Raw genomic sequence first — 25,280 nt, forward strand, 5'->3', positions numbered from 1 at the left:
AAAAAACAAAATCCTTTTCATCTTCTAAAATTTTACTTCAATTTTTTTAACTTTTGCATAACCACCTTGTTTCAGTGTTGCTCTTATGTAATAAACGTAAGTTTCATTAGGGCTTACTTCTTTATCTATAACTGTTTTAATGTTAGCTGGTAAAATACGCCAGGTACTCGGTTGTTTCTCTTTTAACTGTTTATAAATAGTGTATTCAGCTATTTCCTCTTTATTTGCTCTCCAAAAAAGTTCTATATGATTTGTTTCTCTATTCACCACGTAATCTAACCCTCGTACATATTCTTTTGGTACTAAGTTGACCATTTCAATAGTTAAAGGAGTTGAAGGAAGTGAAGTCAACCCACTTTTATCAATGGCTTTGATATGATATCGATATCTATTATTAGGTTTCAATTTAGTATCTATGTATTGACGAACTGAGTCATTAGTACTAAATACAGTTTCTCGTTCCTTATTTTCAGTAAGGTTTTCTCTTAGTAAAACATGTGTTGCTTTTTCTTCTGAAGAAGGTATCCATTCTATTATGATTTTTCCTTCTTTTATTTTATATCCTGAAAAAACTGGAGCTGTTGGTGGTATTAAATCAGGCTTTTCTAATATTAACACCTCTGATTTTTCGGAGTGATTGTAACGTTTATCAACAGCTACTATACTGTAAAAAACCTCTGAATTTAAATTTTTCACTTTTACTGTATCAATAAAACTGTTTTGAGTTATAGGTGATACTGTTATTTGAGAAGGTTCTTCATCTTTTAAGAAACCTCTAAAAACTCTATACCCTAAGAAATCAGGTTCTATATTTTGTTTCCAAGTTATGTGAACCACACCTAAACTATCTATCTTTCCGCTTAATTCTGTAGGTATAGCTGGAGGAGTCCTATCTAAAGGTTGTATCAGTGTTGAAAACGATGTTTTTTCTTGTTTTGGATCTTTTCCTATTGCTTTTATTTTAACATAGTTTGAAGCTTGTAGTTTGGAATAGGTAAGTTTACGTTGTTGCGGAGAAATGTTATCTACAGCCACGATGTAAGGACCTTTATCCATTGGGGCGATTAGTAGTTGGAATTTTTCTAGCAATGTTTCTCCTTTTTTGGGAAACTCCCATGTAATTATTGCTTCATTGGTATTTTTGGTAAGTTGTACATCAAAAACTCTAGGCGTGTAAGGCAAAATAGGTTTTCCTTCTCCTGAAATTATTTTAGAATACAATCCTTTTTCTCCAAACGGGGAAATTCCGTTAACTCTATAATAATACGCCTTTGTATTATTTGCTAAGGAATCAATATAAAACATACGTTTTGCTGGAGCTTCAGGTTTATCATTCAAGTTCACCAAAGGTTCTTTGCTTAAAGGTCTGAAATTTACACCATCTTCTGAACGCTCTAAATTATAGGAGGTATATATAGTTTTAAACAGTTGGTATTCCCATGTTAGAATTACATTTTTATCTCCAAAAATCCCCTGAAAATCTATAGGGGCTGGTAGCGGTTCATAATCTTTAATACTAGCTATAGCAGCTGTCCCTTTTATTTTAATAGTTTTTGAAGCGCTTTCTATAATTGCTGGTTTAATCTTGTACACATATTTCTCATGAAGCTTTACATCCGTGTCTTCAAACCCCCAACCTGCTTTTTTTGCTGCTTCAAAACTCATATCAGCCGCTAATAAAGAAAATGAAAAACGTTGTTCATTTTCATTCACTAAATTGTAAATATCTGCCAATTGCCCTTCACTTCCTCCTTGTATAAAAAAACTTTCACCGAATAATGCTTGTGCTATGATTGCTGCATTGTTATCTTTTTCTACAATTTCTTGCCAAGTTTCAATAGGGTCTGCTTGTATGTTTTTTGCCCATACTTTTTCTAGACTTGGTAATCGTTTACCATCACGAGAAAGCACGTATTTTTCTAATGTAAAACCACTCTTGTTTGTCTTCTTCCATGCATTTGCTGTAGTTGCCGCCCATCGTAATAAAACTTTATCTTTTTGCACTCTAGCAAGTATTTGTACATTTGTTTCATTTATTTGAGCTAAAGAACTCATAGGAAACAAAAAACTCATAGCTACGAAAAACAATATCTTACAAACAATAAACTGTTTTTTCATGTTCTTTTATCTTTTTTAAAGCCTCTAATTAATATTTTAAATTACTACCTAAACTTATTAGGGTTTTTAAACTTATAAATAGTATTGGTTCCTTTAATACCACTTGGTAATGTATAGATCAGTTTTATTTTATACTCTCCATACCTCATAAATAGATAATTCTTATCTAAAAATTCCAATACTGAATTTCCATCGTTTATAATTCCGTCACTGTAATCATTTACTATTTGTGATTGTATATCTATCCAGTCTTGTTTATATACGTACCCTAAATTATATCTGAAAGGAAACGTCGTTTCTAGCATCTTTTTATTTACTTCATACTCTGCATTACTTACATAGCTGTTTAATAATGGAAGTGCATATTTTGGAGGCGCTCCCAATTCGCTTTCGTCACGTCTTTTTACTCGGTAACCTCCTAAAGGATATTTTGCATACAATGGTGGATTTATATCTTCTTCAAAATAATCGTCTTGTAAAGTTGCTTCTATAGTTACTAAAGGAACATTATCTGTGTAGCTTGTTCCTAACAGTTCTACTATATCAAATGGTTCATGGCTCTCTATTCTATTACTTAAATAAATAACATCTGAATAAAGTTTTCCCCAGTTATATTCCTTTGTATTTATTGAGTTTATTTTATCCTTGAACGTTTTATATTTCGAAGTACTAAAATCATAAGCTAATCTTTCTATCTCTCCATCCTTTGAAATATTTTCAGCTTTACTTTGTTTAACTTCTACTTCAGTACTTTCTACATTATTATTATAAGAGCTTTCATTTTCAGAAGTATTATTCTCTTTTGATGCAACCTTGGTGCTAGATATAGCACCTTTTGGCTCACTTACAATACTTAAATGATATTTAGATGATTGTACTACATTAGGTAAATCGTATGTAAGTACATTATCTGATGTATTGTAATTAAACTCATTTTTCACGGGTAATTCTCCTTCTTTTTCATACGCTATATGACTCTTCCATTGCGTATCATCGAATAGATAGTCTTGTCCTCTTTTTAATTGGATATACCCTTTATCATATTCTTTCTCTAAAAAATACTTTTGATCTAAAACAGGATATGCATATGTAATATTATGTAGTGGAATTACTGTTGGTGCTCCTCCTGTAACAAAGGTTCTTTCTTCTATTTCAATAGCTTTTTTACCATCAATCATTATTGTTTTAAAGATTCCTTTTACTTTTTCTTTAAAACTTACTTCCACTTCAACAGTTAATTCTTCATTAGGTGGTAAAATATCAGTAGAAATAAAGTTGGCTCTATCTTTATAATTAGACCATTCTATTACTCCCGGTATCTCTTTCCCTTTATGTAGTATTCTGTATTTTTCAAGAATGATTTTATACGTTTTATCTCCTTCGTCTTCTGGTATAACAATTGGCTCCCCAACCTTCATACTAAAAGTAGCCTGAGGTATAGCAAATACATCTACATCTTTGCCTCCATCATCTGGTGTTACATCTGTAATTATTTTGAGTCCACCTAACGGCGATGCATTTTCAAATACACATTCTTCTCCTAATGTTAATTTGAATCTAAACCTTCCCTTTACTAAACCTCCTAGTACACTGAAATGTCCACCAACATACCCTCTCATCCATACAGGGTTTGGAGCTTTTGCTTGAAGTAAAACAGCAGCTCCTGCTTTAATTATTGGAATTTTTTTATTGACAAAAAATAATTTAACATGAATACCTAATTCTCCTTGTAAGTATACATACGCTTGTCCATTAGCATACCACCCATTAATTCCAACCTGATCACCTGTATTAGAACATCGAGCTTCTTTATAATCTTTTAACATAATATCAAAACCTGCTCCGGCCTGAAAACGAGCATAAAAGATTAAAAAGCGTAAATCTCCTGTATCTATCGATATATCTGCTCCAAAAGCAAAACCTCCCCCATTACTTAAACTATTTTCATCTCGCATGTAATCAAGTTCATTGGCATCAACTCCTAAAATTTCAGCAACTATAGGTGGAGGTGGTGGCGATCCCGGTAATTTAGACCCTACCATAAAGTACCCTCCTGACTCTACACTTACAGGGCCAACGCCTATACGTAAACCTAAACGATCCTCGGGTGTACCTACATATATATACCAATCTTCTGGTGAAAAGTGTAACACCGCCCAACCTGCTCTACCACCAGTTCCTCTTCCTTCTACAAAACCACCAGCTACATTTACATAAGCATCTAACTCACCGTGAAGTACATCATTTTGAAAGTCATAGGTAATTCCAACTTTGGCACTAATGGCCATCTTATCTGTTGGCACCTGTGGGAAATCTCCTGATGCTTTATTTAAGAGATTTCTTCCTGTCCAAGAATTATCTATATTCTCTTTAGTTACCCCTAAAAATTTTTCTTTGGCTACAGTATTTTCCTTCAGCTTTGACATTAACTCACTTACTTTTCCCATTCCTGGAATCTCCACTCCCATAAGCGTTGCTTGCCCATAAAAACCTAAAAAATCAACACCTCCTTTGCTGTTAAAAACTATTTCAAACCCCGCTCCTCCTTTTACTAATTCTTTCTTAACTGCATTAAACATTACCATAGCTTTAACTCCTAAACCAACCTTGCTATCTGGAACATAACCTATACCTGAAGGTGAAAAAGAAGATGAAAAATCTGTACGCTTCATTCGATAAGAAGCCCCCCCTGAAAAACCTTCTAAATTCAATATTCCTGACCCTGTCCCAGGAGGTAAATTATCCACCATCGCTTCAAATTGCCAATACCTAAAAGTAGTTTTTCCGAAAACTCCTTTAGCCCCTACCTTGATCCCATTTCCTGACTTAAACTCAGCCTTCAAATTAGCTGCAAAACCGTTACCATACTCTGGGTCGTCATTCATTAATGTTAGGTTTCCTTCCATAGAGAAGCCTCCTAAGTCAGCTTTTAAGGCTATAGCATTAAGTTCTATTTGCTGAAACTTCCATTTTTGTCTGTAATTTTCTTCCTCATAAGCCCCTATAATACCTAAACTAGTTTTTGCTGCAAAACCATTACTTTCTCCCATTAGGTTAATCCCTAGGTCAAAATATAAGTTTGCATTTGTTTTATTTGCTGTAATTCCTATATTTTCTATAGAAACTGGGAATCCAGCTAGAGCTACCTTATCTCGATACCCCATATAATCAACCGAAAAGACTGGACTTTCAGTCTGTAAAACTAAGTTTTGAAAAACTATTCCTTTAAACTCAACTAATTTCTTTTTACCTAAACTATCTACTAACGAGTCTCCTTCGTTCTCTAGACTTTTTACTTGATTTGCACTAATTGCTAAACGACCATGTAACGTTGCTTTTGGCTTGAACTCTCCTTCTTTTATTTTTAATTCAATAGCACTGTTGGGTAATAGCTCCCCTTTAGCTTTCCATATATTAAAATCAATAACAGAATCATTACGTACATTCAATAGGTATTCTTCTTCAGAGATAATACCCGTATATCTTAAACCTAATTTTTCATTTTTCTTTTCAGATTTTGAAATGGGTAACTGAATACGTCCATCAAAAGACGCCCCAATTAATTTATTTGCTGCTAACGATATTTCTATTTTATCTAAAGAGTATGCCCAAGCTTTTTCTTTATTTGTTCTTCCTTCATTTAATGGAAAAATGTTTTCTGCATAAAAAGAACCTGAAACTCCATGACCGTCAATTAATAAGTTATGAGCTCCGAAAGCTATTCTCTTATCTCCTTTAGAAATAGTTTTTGAAGTTTTAAACTCTTTAGGTAGTTTTACATCTAAGGTGTTTACATAAACTCCTCTCCAAATATTTTGATTTGGTAGTAATAATCCGTTTTTATGATAATGTTCAGGGAATTTAACACTAGGAGAATTTCGTAAGTCACTAAAATCTAAAACAGCTTCATTTAAATAGAATTGAAAATTACCATCATAATCTTTTTTATTTCTCTTTTTAGCTAAAACAAAAGGTTGTAAACTTATTCCAACCAATAAATCATTCCAATCTGAAGCAATAGCTTTAAAAGCTCCTTTTACACGATAAGGTACCTGGAGGGTTTGCGTTCCGTTTTCTGTTTCTACTTTATAAGGAACTTTTGTTTTACCTTCGTTTACTTCTCCATTTTCCTCTAAAGGTACAATCAATTCTCTTGAAAACTCGACCTCTCCTTCTATCCCCAGCTCTTTAACACCATCACAATTAATTGTTACATATGTTTTATTTTGTGTTACACCTGTTCTATAATCAAACCCTCCTTTTAAAGTTAGCATCCATTTGCCTCCATTAAAAGGTATATGCATATCTCCTAACAATACTAAGTTGGCGTCTCCGACAATACCTCCATCATGGGATAACTTCACATTATTAGCTCCAAAAAATAGCTCTACAGGATAACCGTTTTCATTAGTTTGCGGCAAACGCACCCTTGCAAAAACAGTTAACTCTGTATAGTCTTTATAAATATTAGCTTGTGTTATTCCTATGGCATATTGAATATTCTCTCTAGTATGCTTAACACCAACAGGAAGTTCTTTTATATCTTCATTAGAAAAATTGTCTACCCAAGATTCATGTTTTTCAATTTGTTCAAATGAAGCTAACGCTTTATCTCTATCATTAACTACAAGTGAAGAAGTTGGATACCACTTTTTAATATTGGGCCAAGAAAATTCTTTTACTTTTTGTGAAGTCTCTATTTCATAAGTTTCTTTTAATAAAGAATTAGAAAAAGAGTTTATTACTCGCTTAACTTTTAAGCTATCTTTAATTGTTTCTTTAACAGCATTATGGCCTTCTGATGCAATCGTTACCTGAATAGTAAACAACCACAAAAGAAAGAAAACAGCAATTTTCTTTAACATAGTTTTTATATAGTAGACTTAATCTTTTATTCCCCTTTAATAGTCTGCAAATTAAGTGAAAAATGTAATCACAACAAAGCTTTATTACTTTATAATACTTTTTTATATAAAAATTACTTAAAATACTGTTAATTTCTATTGACAAAATAATTCTGTACATAAATAATTTTAAGCCTTTATTGTAGAATAAAATTATTAACTTAAAAAAAACAGAAATTTATTTTGCATTTAGATACAACTCCAATAGATTTTACTCATTATTTTAGTGGTAGGAATTTTTTATATACTATAATAAACCTTGCGAAGCAATTAAAAGCATTTGCTCAGTAGCAAGGCAGATCTTTCAAAATAAAGCGTCACTACTTGCGATAAACCATACGCAATAAAACTTATAGCCCTCCCTTTAAGTTTATAAAAGTAACAATATCGTATTTTTCCTCTAAAAATTCAATCGCTCGTTGGCTACGTACTCCTGATTTGCAATAAACCACTACAGGTTTGTCTGTTGCTATTTCTTGATATCTATTAGAAAGTTCTCCTAACGGAATATGTTGTCCACCAATATGATGTTGTTCTCGTTCCCAATCTTCCCGAACATCTAGTAAATTATATGCTGACTGATTCTTTTGTAGTTCTTCCAAAGTTATTTCATGGGTAGTTGATTTAATTCCGCAAAAGAATTCATAATCTTTATCTAACTCATTAACCTCTGCTTTATCAGTCTTTTCAAATTTTAAGATCATTTGACGCATGCTTAAGGTATCATACATCAATAATTTGTTTGCTAACACTTCTCCTATTCCACAAATAATTTTAATGGTTTCATTGGCTTGTAAACTCCCTATAATTCCGGGTAACACTCCTATAACACCAATTTCTGAACAATTGGGTGATTCTTCTGGTTTGGGTGGCGTTGGATATAAACATCGATACGTAGCACTTCCTTGATAATTGAACACACTTACTTGTCCTTCAAATTTAAAAATAGCTCCATATACTAATGGTTTTTGAGTAAGTACTGCGGCATCGTTGGTTAAATAACGAGTAGCAAAATTATCGCTCCCATCTACAATTACATCATATTTTTCAAATAAAGAAATGGCGTTCTGATTGGTTAATTTCTCTTGATAGACATGAAACTGAACAAACGGATTTAATTTTGATAACCTATTTGCCGCTGTTTGCGCTTTTGACTTTCCTATATCATCTATCGTATATAAAACCTGACGCTGTAAATTACTTTGATCTATTACATCATCATCTATAATTCCAATCGTTCCGATACCAGCTGCTGTTAAATATTGTAGTACAGGACAACCCAGTCCACCTGCTCCTATTACTAATACCTTGGCTTGTTTTAGTTTTAGTTGCCCTTCTTCTCCTATTTTATCGAGAATTAAATGACGATTGTATTGTTTTTGTTCTTCTTTGGTTAACATTTATTATTCTCTTAATAACATTAAATCCTCATTCTTATCAACAATTTCATCACACACCCTATATAAAAAACGAACTGTTAAATCTATAAATTCTAAAAGGAATTTTGAAGATTCAATAATAAAAACCCGATCTTCATTTATAGAAATTTTTAATTTTTCATATTGTCTTCTAAACTTTTCTATTTCATTATTTTCTCTTAATTTGCCTTGTCTATGTGTAAATGAATTTCTTATTTCTTGATGCTTTTTTATTAATATCCAATCATCATTAAACCTATCAAGATTAACATCCATAACTTTCACTATATATTTTCTTGCTTTTTCAACATCATTATTCCCTGATAAATCTTTTAATTTTAAATTATATAATTTAATAGATTGAGCCAGCTCGCAAATTTTTTTTAATTCTTGTTCAAGCATAGAAAAGAGAGTTGTGAAAATTGATTCTAATTGAATATTAGAAAAGTAATTACAAATGTATATCTCTAAAGATTTTGGATTATGTCCTTTTTCTGCCTCTAATATTTCAGATTCTTCTTTAAGTTTCTTTTTATATTCGTTTAAAGCTTTCTCTGTATGAGATATATAAGATCTTATAGGTATAAATATAAGATCATATTTAAACTCTGAACTATTTAAGTTTATTACTTTATTAATTTTCTGATTCATCTAATCATTCCTTTATTCCCTACATTTCAATTCAAAAACAAGACAAGTATATTTACCTTAATTAAAATGCTCCCAATCTTTCCAAACTACTTCCAGTCCTTGACCTTTTAACATTACTACAATTTCTTTGGTACTTCGTTCGTCTGAAATTTCAAATTGTTCTAACGATTGAGGTTCAACGCTATATCCCCCAGGGTTTGTTTTAGATTCTGCACTCATTGAGGTAGCCCCTAAATTAACAATATTATTTCTAAAAACTTCACTTTCTCGGGTCGACATAGACAACTCTACATCTTCATCCAGCATTCTAAATGCACAGATTAATTGCACCAAATCTGCATCTGTCATTTCAACCTTAGGTTCTAATCCTCCTGAATGAGGTCTTAATCGTGGAAATGAAATTGAATACTTCGTTTTCCAATAGGTTTTCTGTAAATATTTCAAATGTAATGCGGTAAAAAAGCTATCAGCTCGCCAATCTTCTAATCCAAACAAAGCCCCTAAACCAATTTTATGAATTCCTGCTTTTCCTAACCTGTCAGGCGTTTCCAAACGGTACTCAAAATTTGACTTTTTACCTTTCGGATGATGCTTTTTATATTCTTGTTGATGATAGGTTTCCTGATATACCAATACAGCATACAATCCACTTTCAATTAGTAATTCATATTCATCCTGATCCAAAGGTTGAACTTCAATGGTAATATTTGAAAATTGAGAACGAATCAACTGAATTACATTTTTAATATAATCAACCCCTACTGTTCTATTGGCTTCACCTGTTACCAATAAAATATGATCGTAACCTTTCTCTTTTAAAAAGGCAACTTCTTTCAATATTTCAGTATCAGTTAAGGTTCTCCTCGGAATCTTGTTTGTAAAACTGAATCCACAATAGGTACATATGTTCTGACATTCATTACTCAAATACATCGGAGCATACATTTGAATGGTATTTCCAAAGCGCTTTTTAGTCAACATACGACTTTTTTGAGCCATCTGTTCTAAAAAAGGTTTTGCTGCAGGTGAAATGAGCGCTTTAAAATCTTCCAAATCAAGTTTATTCTTTGATAAAGCATTTTCTACATCTGCAGCTGTTTTATTAAAAATGCTTTGCAACGTATCATCCCAATTGTATTGATTGAATACTGTTTTGAAACTACTCATAATATATTGTTAGTTTTATTAGCTAACTTAAAAAACTCGTTAACGGACTACTTGCTTCTGCTTGTGTTCTTACAGGTGCTAGTTTTGCTTCGTACGCCATTCTTCCTGCTTTTACTGCCTTTTTAAAAGCTTTTGCCATGGCTACTGGATTTTGTGAGACGGCAATAGCGGTATTTACCAAAACAGCATCGGCTCCTAATTCCATAGCATACGCTGCATGAGAAGGCGCTCCAATACCCGCATCTACTACTACTGGAACATTTGATTGCTCAATAATAATTTCTAAAAACTCCAACGTTTTTAATCCTTTGTTACTTCCAATGGGAGCTCCTAAAGGCATCACACATTGCGTTCCTACTTCTTCTAATCGTTTACATAAAACTGGGTCAGCATGTATATAAGGCATTACCACAAATCCTTTTTTTACTAACTCTTCTGCCGCTTTTAAAGTTTCAATAGGATCAGGTAATAAATACCTCGGATCTGGATGTATTTCTAACTTCACCCAATTTGTTTCCAAAGCTTCTCTAGATAACTCTGCGGCAAAAACAGCTTCCTTTGCAGTTCTTACTCCTGAGGTATTCGGTAATAAGTTAATTCGAGAATGATTTAAATGTGATAAAATATCATCTTCTTCATCTTGAACATCTACTCTTTTTAAAGCAACTGTTATCAGTTCACTTTCTGAAGCTAACAAAGCTTCTCTCATTAATTCAGAAGAACTGAATTTTCCTGTTCCTGTAAATAATCGAGAGGTAAATATTTTATCGGCTATTGTTAATTTTGTGTTCATTTTTACTATTTGTTATCACCTAACTTATACACTTGTTCGTTGGTACTAGGTGCTTTTAATATTTTATGAAATGTAGAAATCGAGTTAAAATTTTGAGTAATCGCTCCTGACACAGCAACACCATACACTCCTGTATTTATAATTTCAGGTACATTTTCTATAGTAATTCCCCCAATAGCTATGATGGGAGTAGTTGTATTTAACGCTTCTAAAATTACTTGATATCCGACAGCTCCTAAAACAGGACTCAAATTCTTTTTAGTTTCTGTAAATTGAAAAGGCCCCAAACCAATATAATCTACTTTTTTCTCTAATAGAATTTTACAATCTTCTAAAGTATTAGCAGTCCCACCAATGGAATACCATTTCCCTAAATACTCACGAGCTTTTAACGGACATGTATCGGTTTTTCCTAAATGAACTCCATCTGCATTGACTTCTTTAGCTACTTTGTAGTAATCGTTTATAATTAACCGTGTTTGAAAGTGACTCGTAATTTCTCTCGCTTTTTGTGCTGTTTCTAAAACAGTTTTCGGATCCAGATTCTTTAATCGAAGTTGTACCCACTCTGCTCCAGAAGCACATGCTTTTTGAATATTTTCTAAATGTTCTTCTGGAGTTTTCCCTTGAGTTATATAATGTAATTTACTTATCATTTATAGTTATGCTCTCCTAAGAGCGTTTTATTAGAGTTTAAAAATTGTTCTGTATACCATTTCGCATGTATACATGCATCTTCTAAAGAAAGTTTTTTTGCTATGTTTGAAGCTAAAGCGGAAGACAACACACAACCACTTCCGTGTTTTTCAAAAACGGATGTAGCTTTCGGTGGAATATTCAACTGTACTATCTTACTATGATATACTTCATCCCATCCTTTTTTGTCTTCTCTGTGTCCACCTTTTAAATAAACATTAGTCTTTTCTGAAATAAAATCAATGGTTTCTTCAACGGATTTGTCAGGAAATAAAGCCTTGATTTCATCATAATTTGGAGTGATAAAGTCACAATGTTGTAATACTTCTTCAAACACCTTTACCTCTTCTTTAGAATGAAAATCAAACCCTGCACTCGCTTTTAAAACAGGGTCTACTACTATTTTTATGGATGGATTATGTTTTTTTAGAACATGAACGACTTCTAATAATACTTTCCAAGACTGGATGATTCCTATTTTTACTACTGATATTTCAAAGCGTTCAAATAGAGATGTAATTTGGTTGATGATTACTTCTTTTTCAATCCAAACACATTCTTTAAAGTCCACATCATTTTGGACTGTTACTGCTGTACATACCGAAAGTCCATATAAACCATGTGCTTCAAAAGTTTTGACATCAGAAGTCAATCCTGCTCCTCCCGACGGGTCATGACCTGCAATCGTTAATATGTATGTCTTATTTTTCAATTATGAATTATGAATTTCGTAATGACGTTTAATATTTTTAAAACTTTCAACAGTTTTTTCTGCATTCCAAACTCCACCTAAAACTCCTATTCCTTGAAAACCTAATGCTAACGTTTTTTCAATGGTATCGATATTGATTCCTCCCATTCCTATAATCGTTTTATCTATATGATTTACATCAAAACCTCTTCCTTCATAGCCTTTCTTTGAAATAGATGAAAAAACAGGGCTTAATAAATGATAATCAAATTCAATATCACAATTTTCTAATGCCGAAGGCTCATGAAAGGAACTACTCATTGTTTTTCCTATCATATCTAACCCTATAAAATATTCATTTCCATTCTCTAAAGCATCAATTCTTTTTTGTTCTTGAAAATGAATGCCTTTTAAATTGAATTCATTGATGAGCTCATGAAAATAATGAGTGACTATTCTGTCATGATACTTTTCATCTATCTGATTCAAATAAGCTACATGCTCTTCATAATTCTTGTCAGGTTTTCTGAAATGATAATATTCCAATCCTTCTTCAAATAATTGCTGAAGGATTTCAATTTCATTCGGAATGTCTTTTTCTGGAGCTATTAAAACAATCATATAATCGGTTTTAAATTATGAATTACGAATTTAGAAATTGTCAACTCGTAATTCATAATTCTATGTTCAGAATTTATAGGTATACTTCTGATCCTTTATCTTTAAATTCTTTAGACTTTTCCTCCATTCCTTTTGCAAATACTTCATCTCCTTCTACTTTATTCTCAGCTGCAAAATCACGTACTTCTTGTGATATTTTCATAGAACAAAATTTTGGGCCACACATCGAGCAAAAATGCGCAATTTTAGCTCCCTCAGCAGGTAAGGTTTCATCGTGATACTCTCTTGCTAGTTCTGGATCCAATCCTAAATTGAATTGATCTTCCCAGCGGAATTCAAAACGTGCTTTACTTAAAGCATCATCTCTGTGTTGCGCTCCTGGGTGTCCTTTTGCTAAATCAGCTGCATGAGCTGCTAATTTATAAGTAACTACTCCTGTACGTACATCTTCTTTATTTGGCAAACCTAAATGTTCTTTTGGCGTAACATAACACAACATAGCACAACCAAACCATCCAATCATCGCCGCTCCAATACCTGAGGTAATATGATCGTATCCTGGTGCAATATCCGTAGTTAAAGGTCCTAAGGTATAAAACGGAGCTTCATCACAAGCTTCTAATTGTTTATCCATATTCGCTTTAATCATATGCATCGGTACGTGACCAGGCCCTTCAATAAAACATTGTACTTCATGTTTACGTGCTATTTTTGTTAACTCCCCTAAGGTTTCTAATTCAGCAAACTGTGCTTCGTCATTTGCATCTGCAATTGAGCCAGGACGTAAACCATCTCCTAATGAAAAAGCGACATCATAAGCTTTCATAATTTCACAAATCTCTTCAAAATGTGTGTATAAAAAGCTCTCTTTATGATGTGCTAAACACCATTTTGCCATGATAGATCCTCCTCTTGATACAATTCCTGTAATACGTTTTGCCGTCATAGGTACATAACGCAAACGAACTCCTGCATGAATCGTAAAGTAATCTACTCCTTGCTCTGCTTGTTCTATTAATGTGTCTCTAAATATTTCCCAAGTTAAATCTTCAGCAACTCCATTTACTTTTTCTAAGGCTTGATAAATAGGTACAGTTCCTACTGGTACTGGTGAATTACGGATAATCCATTCACGAGTTTCATGAATATTTTTTCCTGTAGATAAATCCATGATATTATCTGCTCCCCAACGACATGCCCAAACTGCTTTTTCTACTTCTTCTTCTATTGATGAGGTGGTGGCTGAATTACCAATATTCGCATTTATCTTCACCAAGAAATTACGTCCTAAAATCATAGGTTCGGCTTCTGGGTGGTTTATATTCGAAGGAATTACCGCACGTCCTCTAGCAACCTCTTCTCTAACAAATTCTGGAGTAATTTTTGCAGGAATACTCGCTCCGAAATCTTGTCCTGGATGCTGCTCTGACAAACGTGTCATTTCATCTATTCGCTGATTTTCACGAATAGCAATATATTCCATTTCTGGAGTAATAATTCCTTTTTTTGCATAATGTAACTGTGTTACATTATGTCCTTTTTTAGCTCTTTTTGGTTTACTTTTTAAGTTGAAACGTAAATGGTCTAAACTTTTATCATTTAATCGTTCGTTGCAATACTCCGAAGTAAATTCATTAAGCTCTTCTACATCACCTCTATCTAAAATCCACTGTTCACGAATACGCTCTAATCCATTATGAATATTAATTTCTTTTGTTGGATCTGTATATGGTCCAGAAGTATCATACACTGTTACGGGTTCGTTTGGTGTTCTTTTTTTAGTCATCGAATCCACAGTGTCGCTCAATTCAATTTCACGCATTGCTACTTTTATCTGCGGGTGGATTTTTCCTTGAACATATATTTTTTTTGAATTCGGAAACGGTTGCCTTGTTACACCATCTTGTTTTGGTGCTGTATCTTTTTTCTTCATTTTAGGGTTGTTTGTTTATTCTTGTGAATTTTGTTTGCTGAAAATATTAACCTCCTTGTGTAGATTTAATGATTAAAATATTATCATTATTTTGGAGCATACGTGAAGTCCACTCTTCCTTTTTCACTACGTTACTATTAACTGCAATAGCAATACCATTCGTTTTAACTTTTAGCTCATTAACTAAATCTTGTAACGAAAGTGTTCTAGAAAATTCTTTTTGAGTGTCGTTTACTTTTAAGGTTATCATATAAAACTTATTTTAAAGTAAACTGTAGAAGAAGTTCAGAATCGTTTCTTTAAAAGAAAAACGACACTGAATAAAATATTACAACTTTTCCCTACGCTGGTGTTAACCATATCAGGTTCTAAGGATGTTTCTCAAACTAGTGAACTAGCTACTCCTAAAGTTTACTGAAGCAAATATAAGTGTTTATTTTTCTAAACTTCCTTTATAAAAATAAAAAAGCGAGTATGTACATACTCGCTTTTTTATTTTGTTTTATATTTTTTTATAAGGTCTTTACTTTTTTAGTTACTTCTTCAAGTACTTCAAAAGCAGTTTCAGCCATTTTATTTCCTTTGAAATCTAATAACGGATTTACTTCAACAAATTCTACACAAGCTACTTTTTTACTTGCTAATAATCCATTGATAATATTAATGATTTCATATTGATCAAATCCTTTAGGCACAGGTGTTCCTGTTCCATAAGAAATCATATCACAATCCATTGAATCTACATCAAACGACACATAAATAACATCACAATTAGAAAGTTTATCTAAAGCTTCGTTTACACAAACATCTAATCCTCGATAACGAACTTCAGCAACCATATAGTTTTTAATACCATATTTTTCCATTTGTTTGTCTTCTGGCTCTTCTGTATCACGAACCCCAAAGAAAATGATGTCTTCTGGTAAAACTTTTTGTCCTGGAGTACCTATATTTTTCATACGTTCCCATAACTCTGACGTTTCTCTGTCTACATCATTAATTTGACAATCTAAATTGTCATCTGAAATTGCAGCAGACAAAGGCATACCGTGAATATTCCCAGATGGCGACGTATAAGGTGAATGTAAGTCTCCGTGAGCATCAATCCAAACTACTCCAACTCTTTTAGTTGGGTTTGCTGCTTTTACTCCACTGATAGTTCCTAACGCTGAAGAATGATCTCCTGACAAAACTATTGGGAACTTTCCTTCTTGTAAATTAACTTTTACATGATTGCTTAAACGTTTACATTGATTAAAAACGCTATCAATTCGTTTTGCAAATGAGTTATTTACTTTATTATAAATAGATTCATTTTCTGTAATTACATCTTCAAAATCATAAGAATCGAAATAATTACTTTTTTTATTTATTGCTGCAATTTCAATTGCATCAACCCCCATATCAGATCCCCGAGTTCCTGCTCCAATATCTGATCTGTTTTTGATAATTTTAATTTCTTTCATCATCAGTTATTTTACATAAAAAAAATGTCATTTAATTATTTTAAATGACACTTTTTAAATAGTTTATCTCTTGTCTAATTCTACGAACTCCCTTAAGTTCTCTCCAACGTAAACTTGACGTGGACGACCTATTGGTTCTTTGTTTAAACGCATTTCTCTCCATTGTGCTATCCATCCTGGTAAACGTCCTAAAGCAAACATAACTGTAAACATTTCTACAGGAATTCCCATAGCTCTATAAATAATTCCTGAATAGAAATCTACGTTTGGATATAATTTTCTTTCAACAAAATATGGATCATTTAATGCTTCTTGTTCTAATCCTTTTGCGATATCTAAAATTGGGTCTTCAACACCTAAGTCATTTAACACTTCATCAGCTGCTTTTTTAATAATTCTTGCTCTTGGATCGAAGTTTTTATATACACGGTGTCCGAATCCCATTAAACGAAAAGGATCATTTTTATCTTTAGCTTTAGCCATGTACTTTTTAGTATCTCCTCCATCTTCTTTAATAGCTTCTAACATTTCAAGTACCGCTTGGTTAGCTCCTCCATGTAAAGGTCCCCATAAAGCAGAAATACCTGCTGATAATGATGCGAATAAACCTGCATGTGATGATCCTACAATACGTACTGTAGAAGTAGAACAGTTTTGTTCATGATCTGCATGTAAGATTAATAATTTATCTAAAGCATCTTTTACTATTGGGTTTAACTCATACTCATCGTTTGGCTTTTGAAACATCATTGTTAAGATATTTTCAACATAACCTAATTTACGAGACCCATAATTTAATGGTAAACCTTGTTTCTTACGCAAAGTCCAAGCTACCAATACAGGGAATTTCCCCATAATTTTAACTATAGCTTTATACATATCTTCTTCTGAATCAACATTTACAGAAGATGGATTAAAAGCTGTTAATGCAGACGTTAATGATGATAACACTCCCATTGGATGCGCATTCTTTGGAAAAGCATCAATTATTTTTTTGATGTCATCATCAACTATAGCTTCATCTAAGATATCACCATAAAATTTTTCTAATTGTTCCTTAGTTGGTAATTCTCCAAAGATTAAAGCATAAGCAACTTCTAAAAAGTCTGCTTTTTCTGCTAATTCTTCAATTGAATATCCACGGTATCTTAAAATACCTTCTTCACCATTTAAAAATGTTATAGCACTTTGGCATGAGCCTGTATTCTTGTATCCTGGATCAATGGTTATAACTCCATCCGTGACTCCTCTTAAGGCTTTAATATCAATTGCAGTTTCATTTTCTGTTCCTTTTACTAAAGGAAACTCATACGTATTTTCGCCAATTTGTAATTTTGCTATATCTGACATTTTTTAACTATAATTTTTTATGATTGAAGTGAGTTGCGAAGATACCATTTTTTGAATTATTTTAAAAGAGCGAATAGATAGATTTTTAATATAAAAAAATCAGTTTATCTTATATAAAATAAACTAAAGCCTCGCTTATCTATAATGTAAGGTTTATATGCAAATTTTCTTTATCTGATTTCTTTTATTTCCCTTGGATTCTTTCTAACTTATTGACCATTATACTTTCTTATTCTTTCCTCAAAAAACATCTTCTTAGTTTTAGATACATGCTTTTTCCTTGAAAAAAGGATTAATATTATTTAATGATCTCCCTCTTTAACAAAAAATAACATTATAAAATAAAATGTTAATTTTTTGTTATTATTTTATTAATAGTCAGTTAGTGTATATTTTTCGGAAAAATAAATTCAATTCATAAAACCCTTTCACAATGAAAAAAATCAAATTTATTATTGCATTATTATGCATATCCTTTCTTACTGTACAATGTACCCAAGAAGAAAATAACCTTACAAATGACAATGCTCCTACAGGTATTAGTTCACCAAGTATGCTAGATGTTAACGACGCTGATCACTACACAGTTGATGGTTTTGGTCCTAACTCTTATTGGGCTGAATATATAGTTAACCAATCTACTACTAATTTTTTAAAGACTGAACACAACGAAGCTGCAAGCTTTTTTGGAATGGGTAATGTACCTTTATACTTAGCAGGTGGTGACGGAACTTTCAATGCTCTTTCTTTTTCAAACGGTTATATTGTATGGGGAGAGGAATTGTTAGCAAGTGCTTTAAGTTATGGTAATGCTGCCATTGCTTACGTTGCTGCACATGAAATGGGACATCAGGTACAATTTAGAGATAATACTATACCTAGTGGTAATCATGTAAGTGCTACTGAATTAGAAGCTGATGGATTTGGAGGATATTTTATCCGAAGAACTTATACTAGTAACTGGAATACTGCTGCTAGTGCTTATAATTTTTCACAAACTTTAGCTGGACCTAATGGAAGCTCTCACGGTACTGCTTCTCAAAGAAGATCTGCTTTTAGATTAGGATATTTATTAGGAGATAACGGAACTTATAGCAACAGAAATTTTGACAGAAACTTTTTTTATTACTATGACTATTATGTTGTAGGTGGTAGACTAAAATTAGAGTTAAAAAAGCCAGCGTCTATAGAACAAAATCAACATGAGAATATTGTTGCTCACCTAGAAGAATTACATAAAATTTATACAGGTGAAATTTCTGAAGAGGAATTCTTAAACTTAAATTAAAAACAACTAACTAAAAAATTACGAATTGAATTTAAAAGGCTGTCTTAAAATGTAAGACAGCCTTTGTTTTAATAACTATTATAAATCTAATTAGTCTTCAATCTGATTTCTTTTAATCTTTTTTATAATTTTCTCAAAACCACTTATAATGATCATTTTGGTGGTTTTTGTAAAAACCACGTCTTGTGAATTTTTAGTAGCATACACTTTCCCTGTAACTGAATGAGAGTATGACTTTTCGAGTAAGTTTAAATCATAAATATCAACTATTACTTCACCTTTGTTCTCAGCAGGAATATCTCTACCTCCTAATTCTAAAATCTGTATTTCATCAGCTATTATTTTTACACTAATGTTTATTAAAAAATCATAACCTGTTCCATTTTTAATATCACTTAAAACAGCTTTACTAGGATTGTTAGAAATATTGTCTGGAGTCAGTATTCCTGAAGTAGTATTAATAACTAAAAATCTATCTCCAAACATTGACCTAAATTCTTTTACTACAATTTCATTTAGGTCATATCTAACTCCTAAAGGTGCATCTATTCTATTTAGTAGCCATTTACCTTTCATTAGATTTAATCTTGAATTTACATTTCCTGAATGCGTAAACTTTGTTGAATGGCAAGAAGTCAAAATTATTGTAATTAGACTGAAAGACAACAATAATGTCTTTTTCATAGTAGCTAAGTTTATATTTTTTCTTTTCTTATCAAAAAAGATACCATTTTATAACTAAAAAAGCCCGTACTTAAAAGTACGGGCTTTAAAGACTATATTAAAAAGTATTATTTTACTTTAAATGCTTTTTCTTGTGGATAATAAGCTACATCCGCTAATTCTTCTTCAATACGTAATAATTGATTGTATTTTGCCATACGATCTGAACGTGAAGCTGAACCTGTTTTGATTTGCCCACAGTTTAATGCTACTGCTAAATCTGCAATGGTATTATCTTCTGTTTCTCCTGAGCGGTGACTCATTACAGAAGTATACCCTGCATTATGTGCCATGTTTACTGCTGCAATTGTTTCTGTTAAGGTACCTATTTGATTTACTTTAATTAAAATTGAATTTGCAATACCATTTTCAATTCCTTTTGACAAACGCTCAACATTAGTAACAAATAAATCGTCTCCTACTAACTGAACTTTATTTCCTACTTTCTCCGTTAACATTTTCCATCCATCCCAATCATTTTCATCCATTCCATCTTCAATAGAAATAATAGGATATTTCTCACATAACTCTGCTAAATAAGTTGCTTGTTCTTCAAAAGTTCTAACTGCTCCTTTGTTTCCTTCAAACTTGGTGTAGTCGTATTTTCCATCTACAAAAAATTCAGCTGAAGCACAATCCAATGCAATCATAACTTCTTCTCCAAATTTATATCCTGCATTTTTAGTTGCCAAAGCAATCGTTTCAATAGCATCTTCAGTTCCTTCTAAAGTTGGGGCAAAACCTCCTTCATCACCTACTGCTGTAGACAAGTTACGATCATGCAATACCTTCTTTAAATTATGGAAAATTTCAGAACCAACTTGCATTGCTTCAGTAAAGTTTTGAGCCTTTACTGGCATAACCATAAATTCTTGGAATGCAATCGGAGCATCTGAATGTGAACCTCCATTGATGATGTTCATCATAGGAACTGGTAATGTATTTGCTGAAACTCCACCAACATATCGATATAAAGGTAATCCTAATTCATTTGCTGCTGCTTTTGCTGCTGCTAATGAAACACCTAAAATAGCATTTGCTCCTAAAACTGATTTATTTGGAGTTCCATCTAAATCAATCATTAATTGATCGATCATGTTTTGTTCAAATACTGATACTCCTAATAACTCTTGTGCTATAACAGTGTTTACGTTTTCAACTGCCTTTAGTACACCTTTACCCATATAACTATCACCTCCATCACGTAACTCAACAGCTTCATGTTCTCCTGTAGAAGCTCCTGATGGTACCGCTGCTCTACCTACAACACCGTTTTCAGTAGTTACATCTACTTCAACTGTTGGATTTCCTCTTGAATCAAAAATTTGACGTGCATGAATGTTTATTATGATACTCATAGTGTTTATTTTTTACTCTTGTACTAAGCTAAGAGTGGTGTGAAATTTATTTTTAATTATAGATTCCCGTGAACTAATATTCACGGGAATTTCTTTATTTTTTATTTATTTTAAGCTTTTACTTTTTTGATGTTTTCTATAAACTGATCAAATAAGTATTCTGCATCGTGTGGACCTGGACTTGCTTCCGGGTGATATTGTACCGAAAATACATTTTTAGATTTCATTCTAATACCTGCTACTGTATTATCATTTAAATGTACATGTGTAATTTCCACATCAGAATGCGCTTCTGTTTCTTCTCTATTGATAGCAAAACCGTGGTTTTGAGAAGTAATTTCTCCTTTTCCTGTCAATAAATTTTTAACAGGATGATTAATTCCTCTGTGACCATTGTGCATTTTATATGTTGAAATACCATTAGCTAATGCAATAACTTGATGCCCTAAACAGATTCCGAACAATGGTAAATCTTTATCTATAATCTCTTTTGCTGTCTTTTGAGCTTCTTCTAAAGGCTCAGGGTCACCAGGACCGTTAGAAATAAAATATCCATCTGGATTAAAATCGCTCATTTGATCGAAACTTGCATTGTATGGATATACTTTAATGTATGCTCCTCTTTTTGCTAAATTTCGTAAGATATTTTTCTTAATACCTATATCTAAGGCTGATATTTTAATTGGAGCATTTTTGTCACCTACAAAATAAGGTTCTTTGGTTGATACTTTTGAAGCTAACTCTAACCCTTCCATATTAGGAATCTCAGCTAATTGCTTCTTAAGTTCATCAATTTTATCTACTTCTGTTGATATAATAGCGTTCATAGCTCCATTATCTCTAATGTAAGATACTAACGCACGTGTATCAACATCTGAAATAGCTACTAAATTGTGCTTTTCAAACCAATCGAATAAGTTACCGTCAGAATCTACACGAGAATGTGTAAAACTAAAGTTACGACAAATTAAACCTGAAATTTTGATTCCGTCTGATTCTACTTCTTCATTATTAACTCCGTAATTACCAATATGAGCATTAGTAGCTACCATTAATTGTCCGAAGTAAGAAGGATCTGTGAAAATTTCTTGGTATCCTGTCATACCGGTATTAAAACAAATTTCTCCTGTTGCGGTTCCTTCTATTCCAATAGATTTCCCGTAGAAAATAGTTCCGTCTGCTAACAAAACTAGTGCTTTTTTACGTGTTTGATATTTCATTTAGTGTGTTGTGTAATTTGTTTGCAAAAATATATAAAAAAAGGGACAAACATTAAATGTTTATCCCTTTGATATAATTTATAAAAATTCTCATTTTTATTCTTCTTCTTGTGAAGTTTGAGTTTCAACAGCTGCAGCTTCAGTTTTCTTCGCTCCACCACGACGGCTACGACGAGTACTCTTTTTAGCTTTGTTTCCTTTTGGATTGTATAACTCGTTGTAATCAACTAATTCTACCATTGCCATAGGAGCGTTATCTCCTTGACGGTTTCCTAACTTGATAATACGAACATATCCTCCTGGTCTGTCTGCTACTTTTACAGAAATTTCTTTGAATAATTCTGTAACAGCTTCCTTGCTACGTAAGTAACTAAATACTACACGACGGTTGTGAGTTGTATCGTCTTTAGATTTTGTAATTAAAGGCTCTACAAACTTACGTAAAGCTTTCGCTTTAGCTTCAGTAGTATTAATTCGCTTGTGCTCGATTAAAGAACAAGCCATGTTAGATAACATCGCTTTTCTGTGCGCTGTTTTTCTTCCTAAATGATTAAATTTCTTTCCGTGTCTCATGACATTTGGTTTTAGCTCTCATCTTGCTACTACCCTATTTTAGAGGAGCAAACTATGAAAGGTTAATCTTTATCTAATTTGTATTTGCTTAAATCCATTCCGAAACTTAAACCTTTGTTAGCCACTAACTCATCTAATTCAGTTAATGATTTTTTACCAAAGTTTCTGAACTTCATTAAATCGCTTTTGTTGAATGATACTAAATCTCCTAAAGTATCTACTTCTGCAGCTTTTAAACAGTTTAAAGCACGAACAGATAAATCCATATCAACTAATTTCGTCTTTAATAACTGACGCATATGTAATGATTCTTCATCATATGTTTCAGTTTGTGCGATTTCATCTGCCTCTAAAGTGATACGCTCGTCAGAGAATAACATAAAGTGGTGGATTAAAATCTTAGCTGCTTCAGTTAAGGCATCTTTAGGATTGATAGATCCATCAGTATCGATATCGAAAACTAATTTTTCGTAATCGGTCTTTTGTTCTACACGGAAATTTTCAACAGCATATTTTACATTCTTTATTGGAGTGTAAATAGAATCTGTAAAAATTGTTCCTAAAGGAGCACCAGCTCTTTTGTTTTCTTCTGCTGGTACAAAACCTCTACCTTTTTCAATGGTAATTTCAGCATTTAACGTTACCGATTTATCCATGTTACAAATTACTAAATCTGGATTTAGTACTTGGAAACCTGAAATGAACTTTTGTAAGTCACCAGCTGTTAATTGCTCTTGCCCTGATATTGCTATAGAAACTGTTTCTCTATCTGATTCTTCAATCTGTTTCTTAAAACGTACTTGCTTTAAGTTTAAGATGATTTCAGTTACATCTTCTACAACACCTTGAATTGTTGAAAACTCATGATCAACTCCGTCAATACGTAATGATGTAATGGCAAATCCTTCTAGAGAAGATAATAATACTCTTCTTAAAGCGTTACCAACTGTTAATCCAAAACCTGGTTCAAGAGGTCTGAACTCGAATCTCCCTGAAAAATCAGTAGATTCAATCATTATTACTTTATCAGGCTTTTGAAAATTTAAAATTGCCATATTTTTTCTTCGTTTTAATTGTTATCCAGTTGCGCGGTTTATAAGTGTGAAGAAATACGAATAAACCCTTTGGCTGAATACCAATATTATTAATTTATTACTTAGAGTATAATTCTACGATTAACTGCTCTTTGATATTCTCAGGAATTTGTAATCTTTCTGGTACTTTTACAAATGTTCCAGATTTTTGATCAGCGTTCCAAGTTAACCATTCGTAAACATTACTATTAGCTGCTAAAGCATTTTCAATAGCTTCTAACGACTTAGATTTTTCTCTTACTGCTACTACATCTCCCTCTTTTAATCTATAAGATGGAATGTTAACGATATCTCCGTTAACTGTAATGTGACGGTGAGATACTAACTGACGTGCAGCTCTACGTGAATTAGCAACTCCTAAACGGTATACTACGTTATCTAAACGAGATTCACATAATTGTAATAAGATTTCACCTGTTACTCCTTGAGAAGCTGATGCTTTTTTGAAAAGGTTACGGAACTGACGCTCTAAAATACCATAGGTATATTTAGCTTTTTGCTTCTCCATTAACTGGATTGCATATTCTGATTTTTTACCTCTTCTTTTACCAACTCCATGTTGTCCTGGAGGGTAATTTCTTTTTTCGAAGTTCTTATCGTCTCCGAAAATTGCCTCGCCAAATTTACGAGCAATTTTAGTTTTTGGTCCTGTATATCTTGCCATTTCTAATAAAAATTAGTAGGGATTATGAATTAAGGCTTACTCCTTCGATAATCTTTAAATCCTACTGTGTTAAAATACTTATTTTTTGCGCACAAAAGTACGCCAAATAAAGTATAAGTTGAATTAATTCAACTTATACTCTTCTTCTTTTAGGTGGACGACATCCGTTGTGAGGAATTGGAGTAACATCAATGATTTCTGTTACTTCGATACCAGCATTGTGGATAGATCTGATTGCAGATTCTCTACCGTTACCTGGTCCTTTAACATACACTTTTACTTTACGTAAACCTGCTTCTTTAGCAACGTTTGCACAATCTTCTGCCGCTAACTGAGCTGCGTAAGGAGTGTTCTTTTTAGAACCTCTGAAGCCCATTTTCCCTGCAGATGACCAAGAAATAACGTCACCTTTTTTGTTTGTTAAAGAAATAATAATATTGTTGAAAGATGCAGTTACGTGCGCTTCACCAACTGACTCTATTACAACTTTACGTTTTTTTGTTACTTTAGACTTTGCCATAATTCTTTACTATTAGTAAAAAATAATCATTG

The 25,280-nt window shown here is 32.5% G+C and carries 21 protein-coding genes and 1 riboswitch; of the genes, 1 reads left to right on the top strand and 20 read right to left on the bottom strand.

Annotation, left to right across the window (positions count from 1 at the left end; translation table 11 throughout):
- Window positions 1–24 precede the first annotated feature (24 nt).
- The 13 genes from VBY68_RS04860 to VBY68_RS04920 all read right to left on the bottom strand — a co-directional run bounded on the left by VBY68_RS04860 (window position 25) and on the right by VBY68_RS04920 (window position 17,808).
- Complete coding sequence (locus tag VBY68_RS04860) at window positions 25–2,118, bottom strand: fibronectin type III domain-containing protein (protein WP_415269065.1); 2,094 nt, start codon at window positions 2,116–2,118, stop codon at window positions 25–27.
- A gap of 44 nt (window positions 2,119–2,162) precedes the next feature.
- The gene (locus tag VBY68_RS04865; RefSeq protein WP_415269066.1) at window positions 2,163–6,983 is read right to left on the bottom strand and encodes a hypothetical protein; all 4,821 of its coding nucleotides are present in this window, start codon (window positions 6,981–6,983) and stop codon (window positions 2,163–2,165) included.
- Between the two features lie 389 nt (window positions 6,984–7,372).
- Window positions 7,373–8,422, bottom strand: a complete 1,050-nt coding sequence (gene moeB, locus VBY68_RS04870; protein WP_415269067.1) for a molybdopterin-synthase adenylyltransferase MoeB — start codon at window positions 8,420–8,422, stop codon at window positions 7,373–7,375.
- 3 nt (window positions 8,423–8,425) lie between these two features.
- Window positions 8,426–9,091, bottom strand: a complete 666-nt coding sequence (locus tag VBY68_RS04875) for a hypothetical protein (RefSeq protein WP_415269068.1) — start codon at window positions 9,089–9,091, stop codon at window positions 8,426–8,428.
- A gap of 57 nt (window positions 9,092–9,148) precedes the next feature.
- A complete protein-coding gene (thiH, locus tag VBY68_RS04880; RefSeq protein ID WP_415269069.1) occupies window positions 9,149–10,258 on the bottom strand; it encodes a 2-iminoacetate synthase ThiH in 1,110 nt (369 codons plus the stop codon).
- Window positions 10,259–10,280: 22 nt separating this feature from the next.
- On the bottom strand, window positions 10,281–11,051 hold the full coding sequence (locus VBY68_RS04885) for a thiazole synthase (protein ID WP_415269070.1): 771 nt from the start codon (window positions 11,049–11,051) through the stop codon (window positions 10,281–10,283).
- A 5-nt stretch (window positions 11,052–11,056) separates the two neighbouring features.
- A complete protein-coding gene (gene thiE, locus VBY68_RS04890) occupies window positions 11,057–11,707 on the bottom strand; it encodes a thiamine phosphate synthase (protein ID WP_415269071.1) in 651 nt (216 codons plus the stop codon).
- Entirely contained in the window at window positions 11,704–12,459 is a 756-nt protein-coding gene (locus tag VBY68_RS04895) for a hydroxymethylpyrimidine/phosphomethylpyrimidine kinase (protein WP_415269072.1), read from the bottom strand. Before VBY68_RS04895 ends, thiE begins: the two co-directional genes overlap by 4 nt.
- Window positions 12,460–13,059, bottom strand: a complete 600-nt coding sequence (locus VBY68_RS04900) for a thiamine phosphate synthase (protein WP_415269073.1) — start codon at window positions 13,057–13,059, stop codon at window positions 12,460–12,462.
- A 73-nt stretch (window positions 13,060–13,132) separates the two neighbouring features.
- Window positions 13,133–14,992: a phosphomethylpyrimidine synthase ThiC gene (gene thiC / locus VBY68_RS04905; protein ID WP_028890760.1), complete on the bottom strand. Its 1,860-nt coding sequence runs from the start codon at window positions 14,990–14,992 to the stop codon at window positions 13,133–13,135.
- 46 nt (window positions 14,993–15,038) lie between these two features.
- Window positions 15,039–15,242 carry a sulfur carrier protein ThiS gene (thiS, locus tag VBY68_RS04910; RefSeq protein ID WP_120186517.1) on the bottom strand — a complete coding sequence of 68 codons (204 nt, stop codon included), beginning with the start codon at window positions 15,240–15,242 and terminating at the stop codon, window positions 15,039–15,041.
- Window positions 15,243–15,313: 71 nt separating this feature from the next.
- Window positions 15,314–15,408: riboswitch (TPP riboswitch) on the bottom strand.
- A gap of 96 nt (window positions 15,409–15,504) precedes the next feature.
- Window positions 15,505–16,458: an arginase gene (locus tag VBY68_RS04915; protein ID WP_415269074.1), complete on the bottom strand. Its 954-nt coding sequence runs from the start codon at window positions 16,456–16,458 to the stop codon at window positions 15,505–15,507.
- Between the two features lie 63 nt (window positions 16,459–16,521).
- Window positions 16,522–17,808 carry a citrate synthase gene (locus VBY68_RS04920; protein WP_121145828.1) on the bottom strand — a complete coding sequence of 429 codons (1,287 nt, stop codon included), beginning with the start codon at window positions 17,806–17,808 and terminating at the stop codon, window positions 16,522–16,524.
- 433 nt (window positions 17,809–18,241) lie between these two features.
- Here VBY68_RS04920 and VBY68_RS04925 point away from each other — a divergent pair, with 433 nt between their 5' ends.
- On the top strand, window positions 18,242–19,096 hold the full coding sequence (locus VBY68_RS04925) for a neutral zinc metallopeptidase (RefSeq protein WP_415269075.1): 855 nt from the start codon (window positions 18,242–18,244) through the stop codon (window positions 19,094–19,096).
- A 90-nt stretch (window positions 19,097–19,186) separates the two neighbouring features.
- Here the strand turns inward: VBY68_RS04925 and VBY68_RS04930 are convergent, their stop codons facing one another.
- From VBY68_RS04930 to rpsK, 7 genes are all read right to left on the bottom strand, one after another.
- On the bottom strand, window positions 19,187–19,780 hold the full coding sequence (locus tag VBY68_RS04930) for a hypothetical protein (RefSeq protein ID WP_124591193.1): 594 nt from the start codon (window positions 19,778–19,780) through the stop codon (window positions 19,187–19,189).
- A 107-nt stretch (window positions 19,781–19,887) separates the two neighbouring features.
- Window positions 19,888–21,177, bottom strand: a complete 1,290-nt coding sequence (eno, locus tag VBY68_RS04935) for a phosphopyruvate hydratase (RefSeq protein ID WP_415269076.1) — start codon at window positions 21,175–21,177, stop codon at window positions 19,888–19,890.
- A 110-nt stretch (window positions 21,178–21,287) separates the two neighbouring features.
- Window positions 21,288–22,397: a glutamine-hydrolyzing carbamoyl-phosphate synthase small subunit gene (gene carA, locus VBY68_RS04940; protein ID WP_415269077.1), complete on the bottom strand. Its 1,110-nt coding sequence runs from the start codon at window positions 22,395–22,397 to the stop codon at window positions 21,288–21,290.
- Between the two features lie 96 nt (window positions 22,398–22,493).
- Window positions 22,494–22,970, bottom strand: coding sequence for a 50S ribosomal protein L17 (gene rplQ / locus VBY68_RS04945; RefSeq protein WP_047789815.1), 477 nt, complete (start codon window positions 22,968–22,970; stop codon window positions 22,494–22,496).
- Window positions 22,971–23,032: 62 nt separating this feature from the next.
- A complete protein-coding gene (locus tag VBY68_RS04950; RefSeq protein WP_099215313.1) occupies window positions 23,033–24,025 on the bottom strand; it encodes a DNA-directed RNA polymerase subunit alpha in 993 nt (330 codons plus the stop codon).
- 97 nt (window positions 24,026–24,122) lie between these two features.
- Window positions 24,123–24,728 carry a 30S ribosomal protein S4 gene (rpsD, locus tag VBY68_RS04955; RefSeq protein WP_099215312.1) on the bottom strand — a complete coding sequence of 202 codons (606 nt, stop codon included), beginning with the start codon at window positions 24,726–24,728 and terminating at the stop codon, window positions 24,123–24,125.
- Between the two features lie 133 nt (window positions 24,729–24,861).
- Window positions 24,862–25,248: a 30S ribosomal protein S11 gene (gene rpsK, locus VBY68_RS04960; RefSeq protein WP_068703467.1), complete on the bottom strand. Its 387-nt coding sequence runs from the start codon at window positions 25,246–25,248 to the stop codon at window positions 24,862–24,864.
- Window positions 25,249–25,280: the final 32 nt, after the last annotated feature.

This window comes from Tenacibaculum ascidiaceicola (genome assembly GCF_047470925.1).
In the GTDB taxonomy this organism is placed as follows: Bacteria; Bacteroidota; Bacteroidia; order Flavobacteriales; family Flavobacteriaceae; genus Polaribacter; species Polaribacter discolor.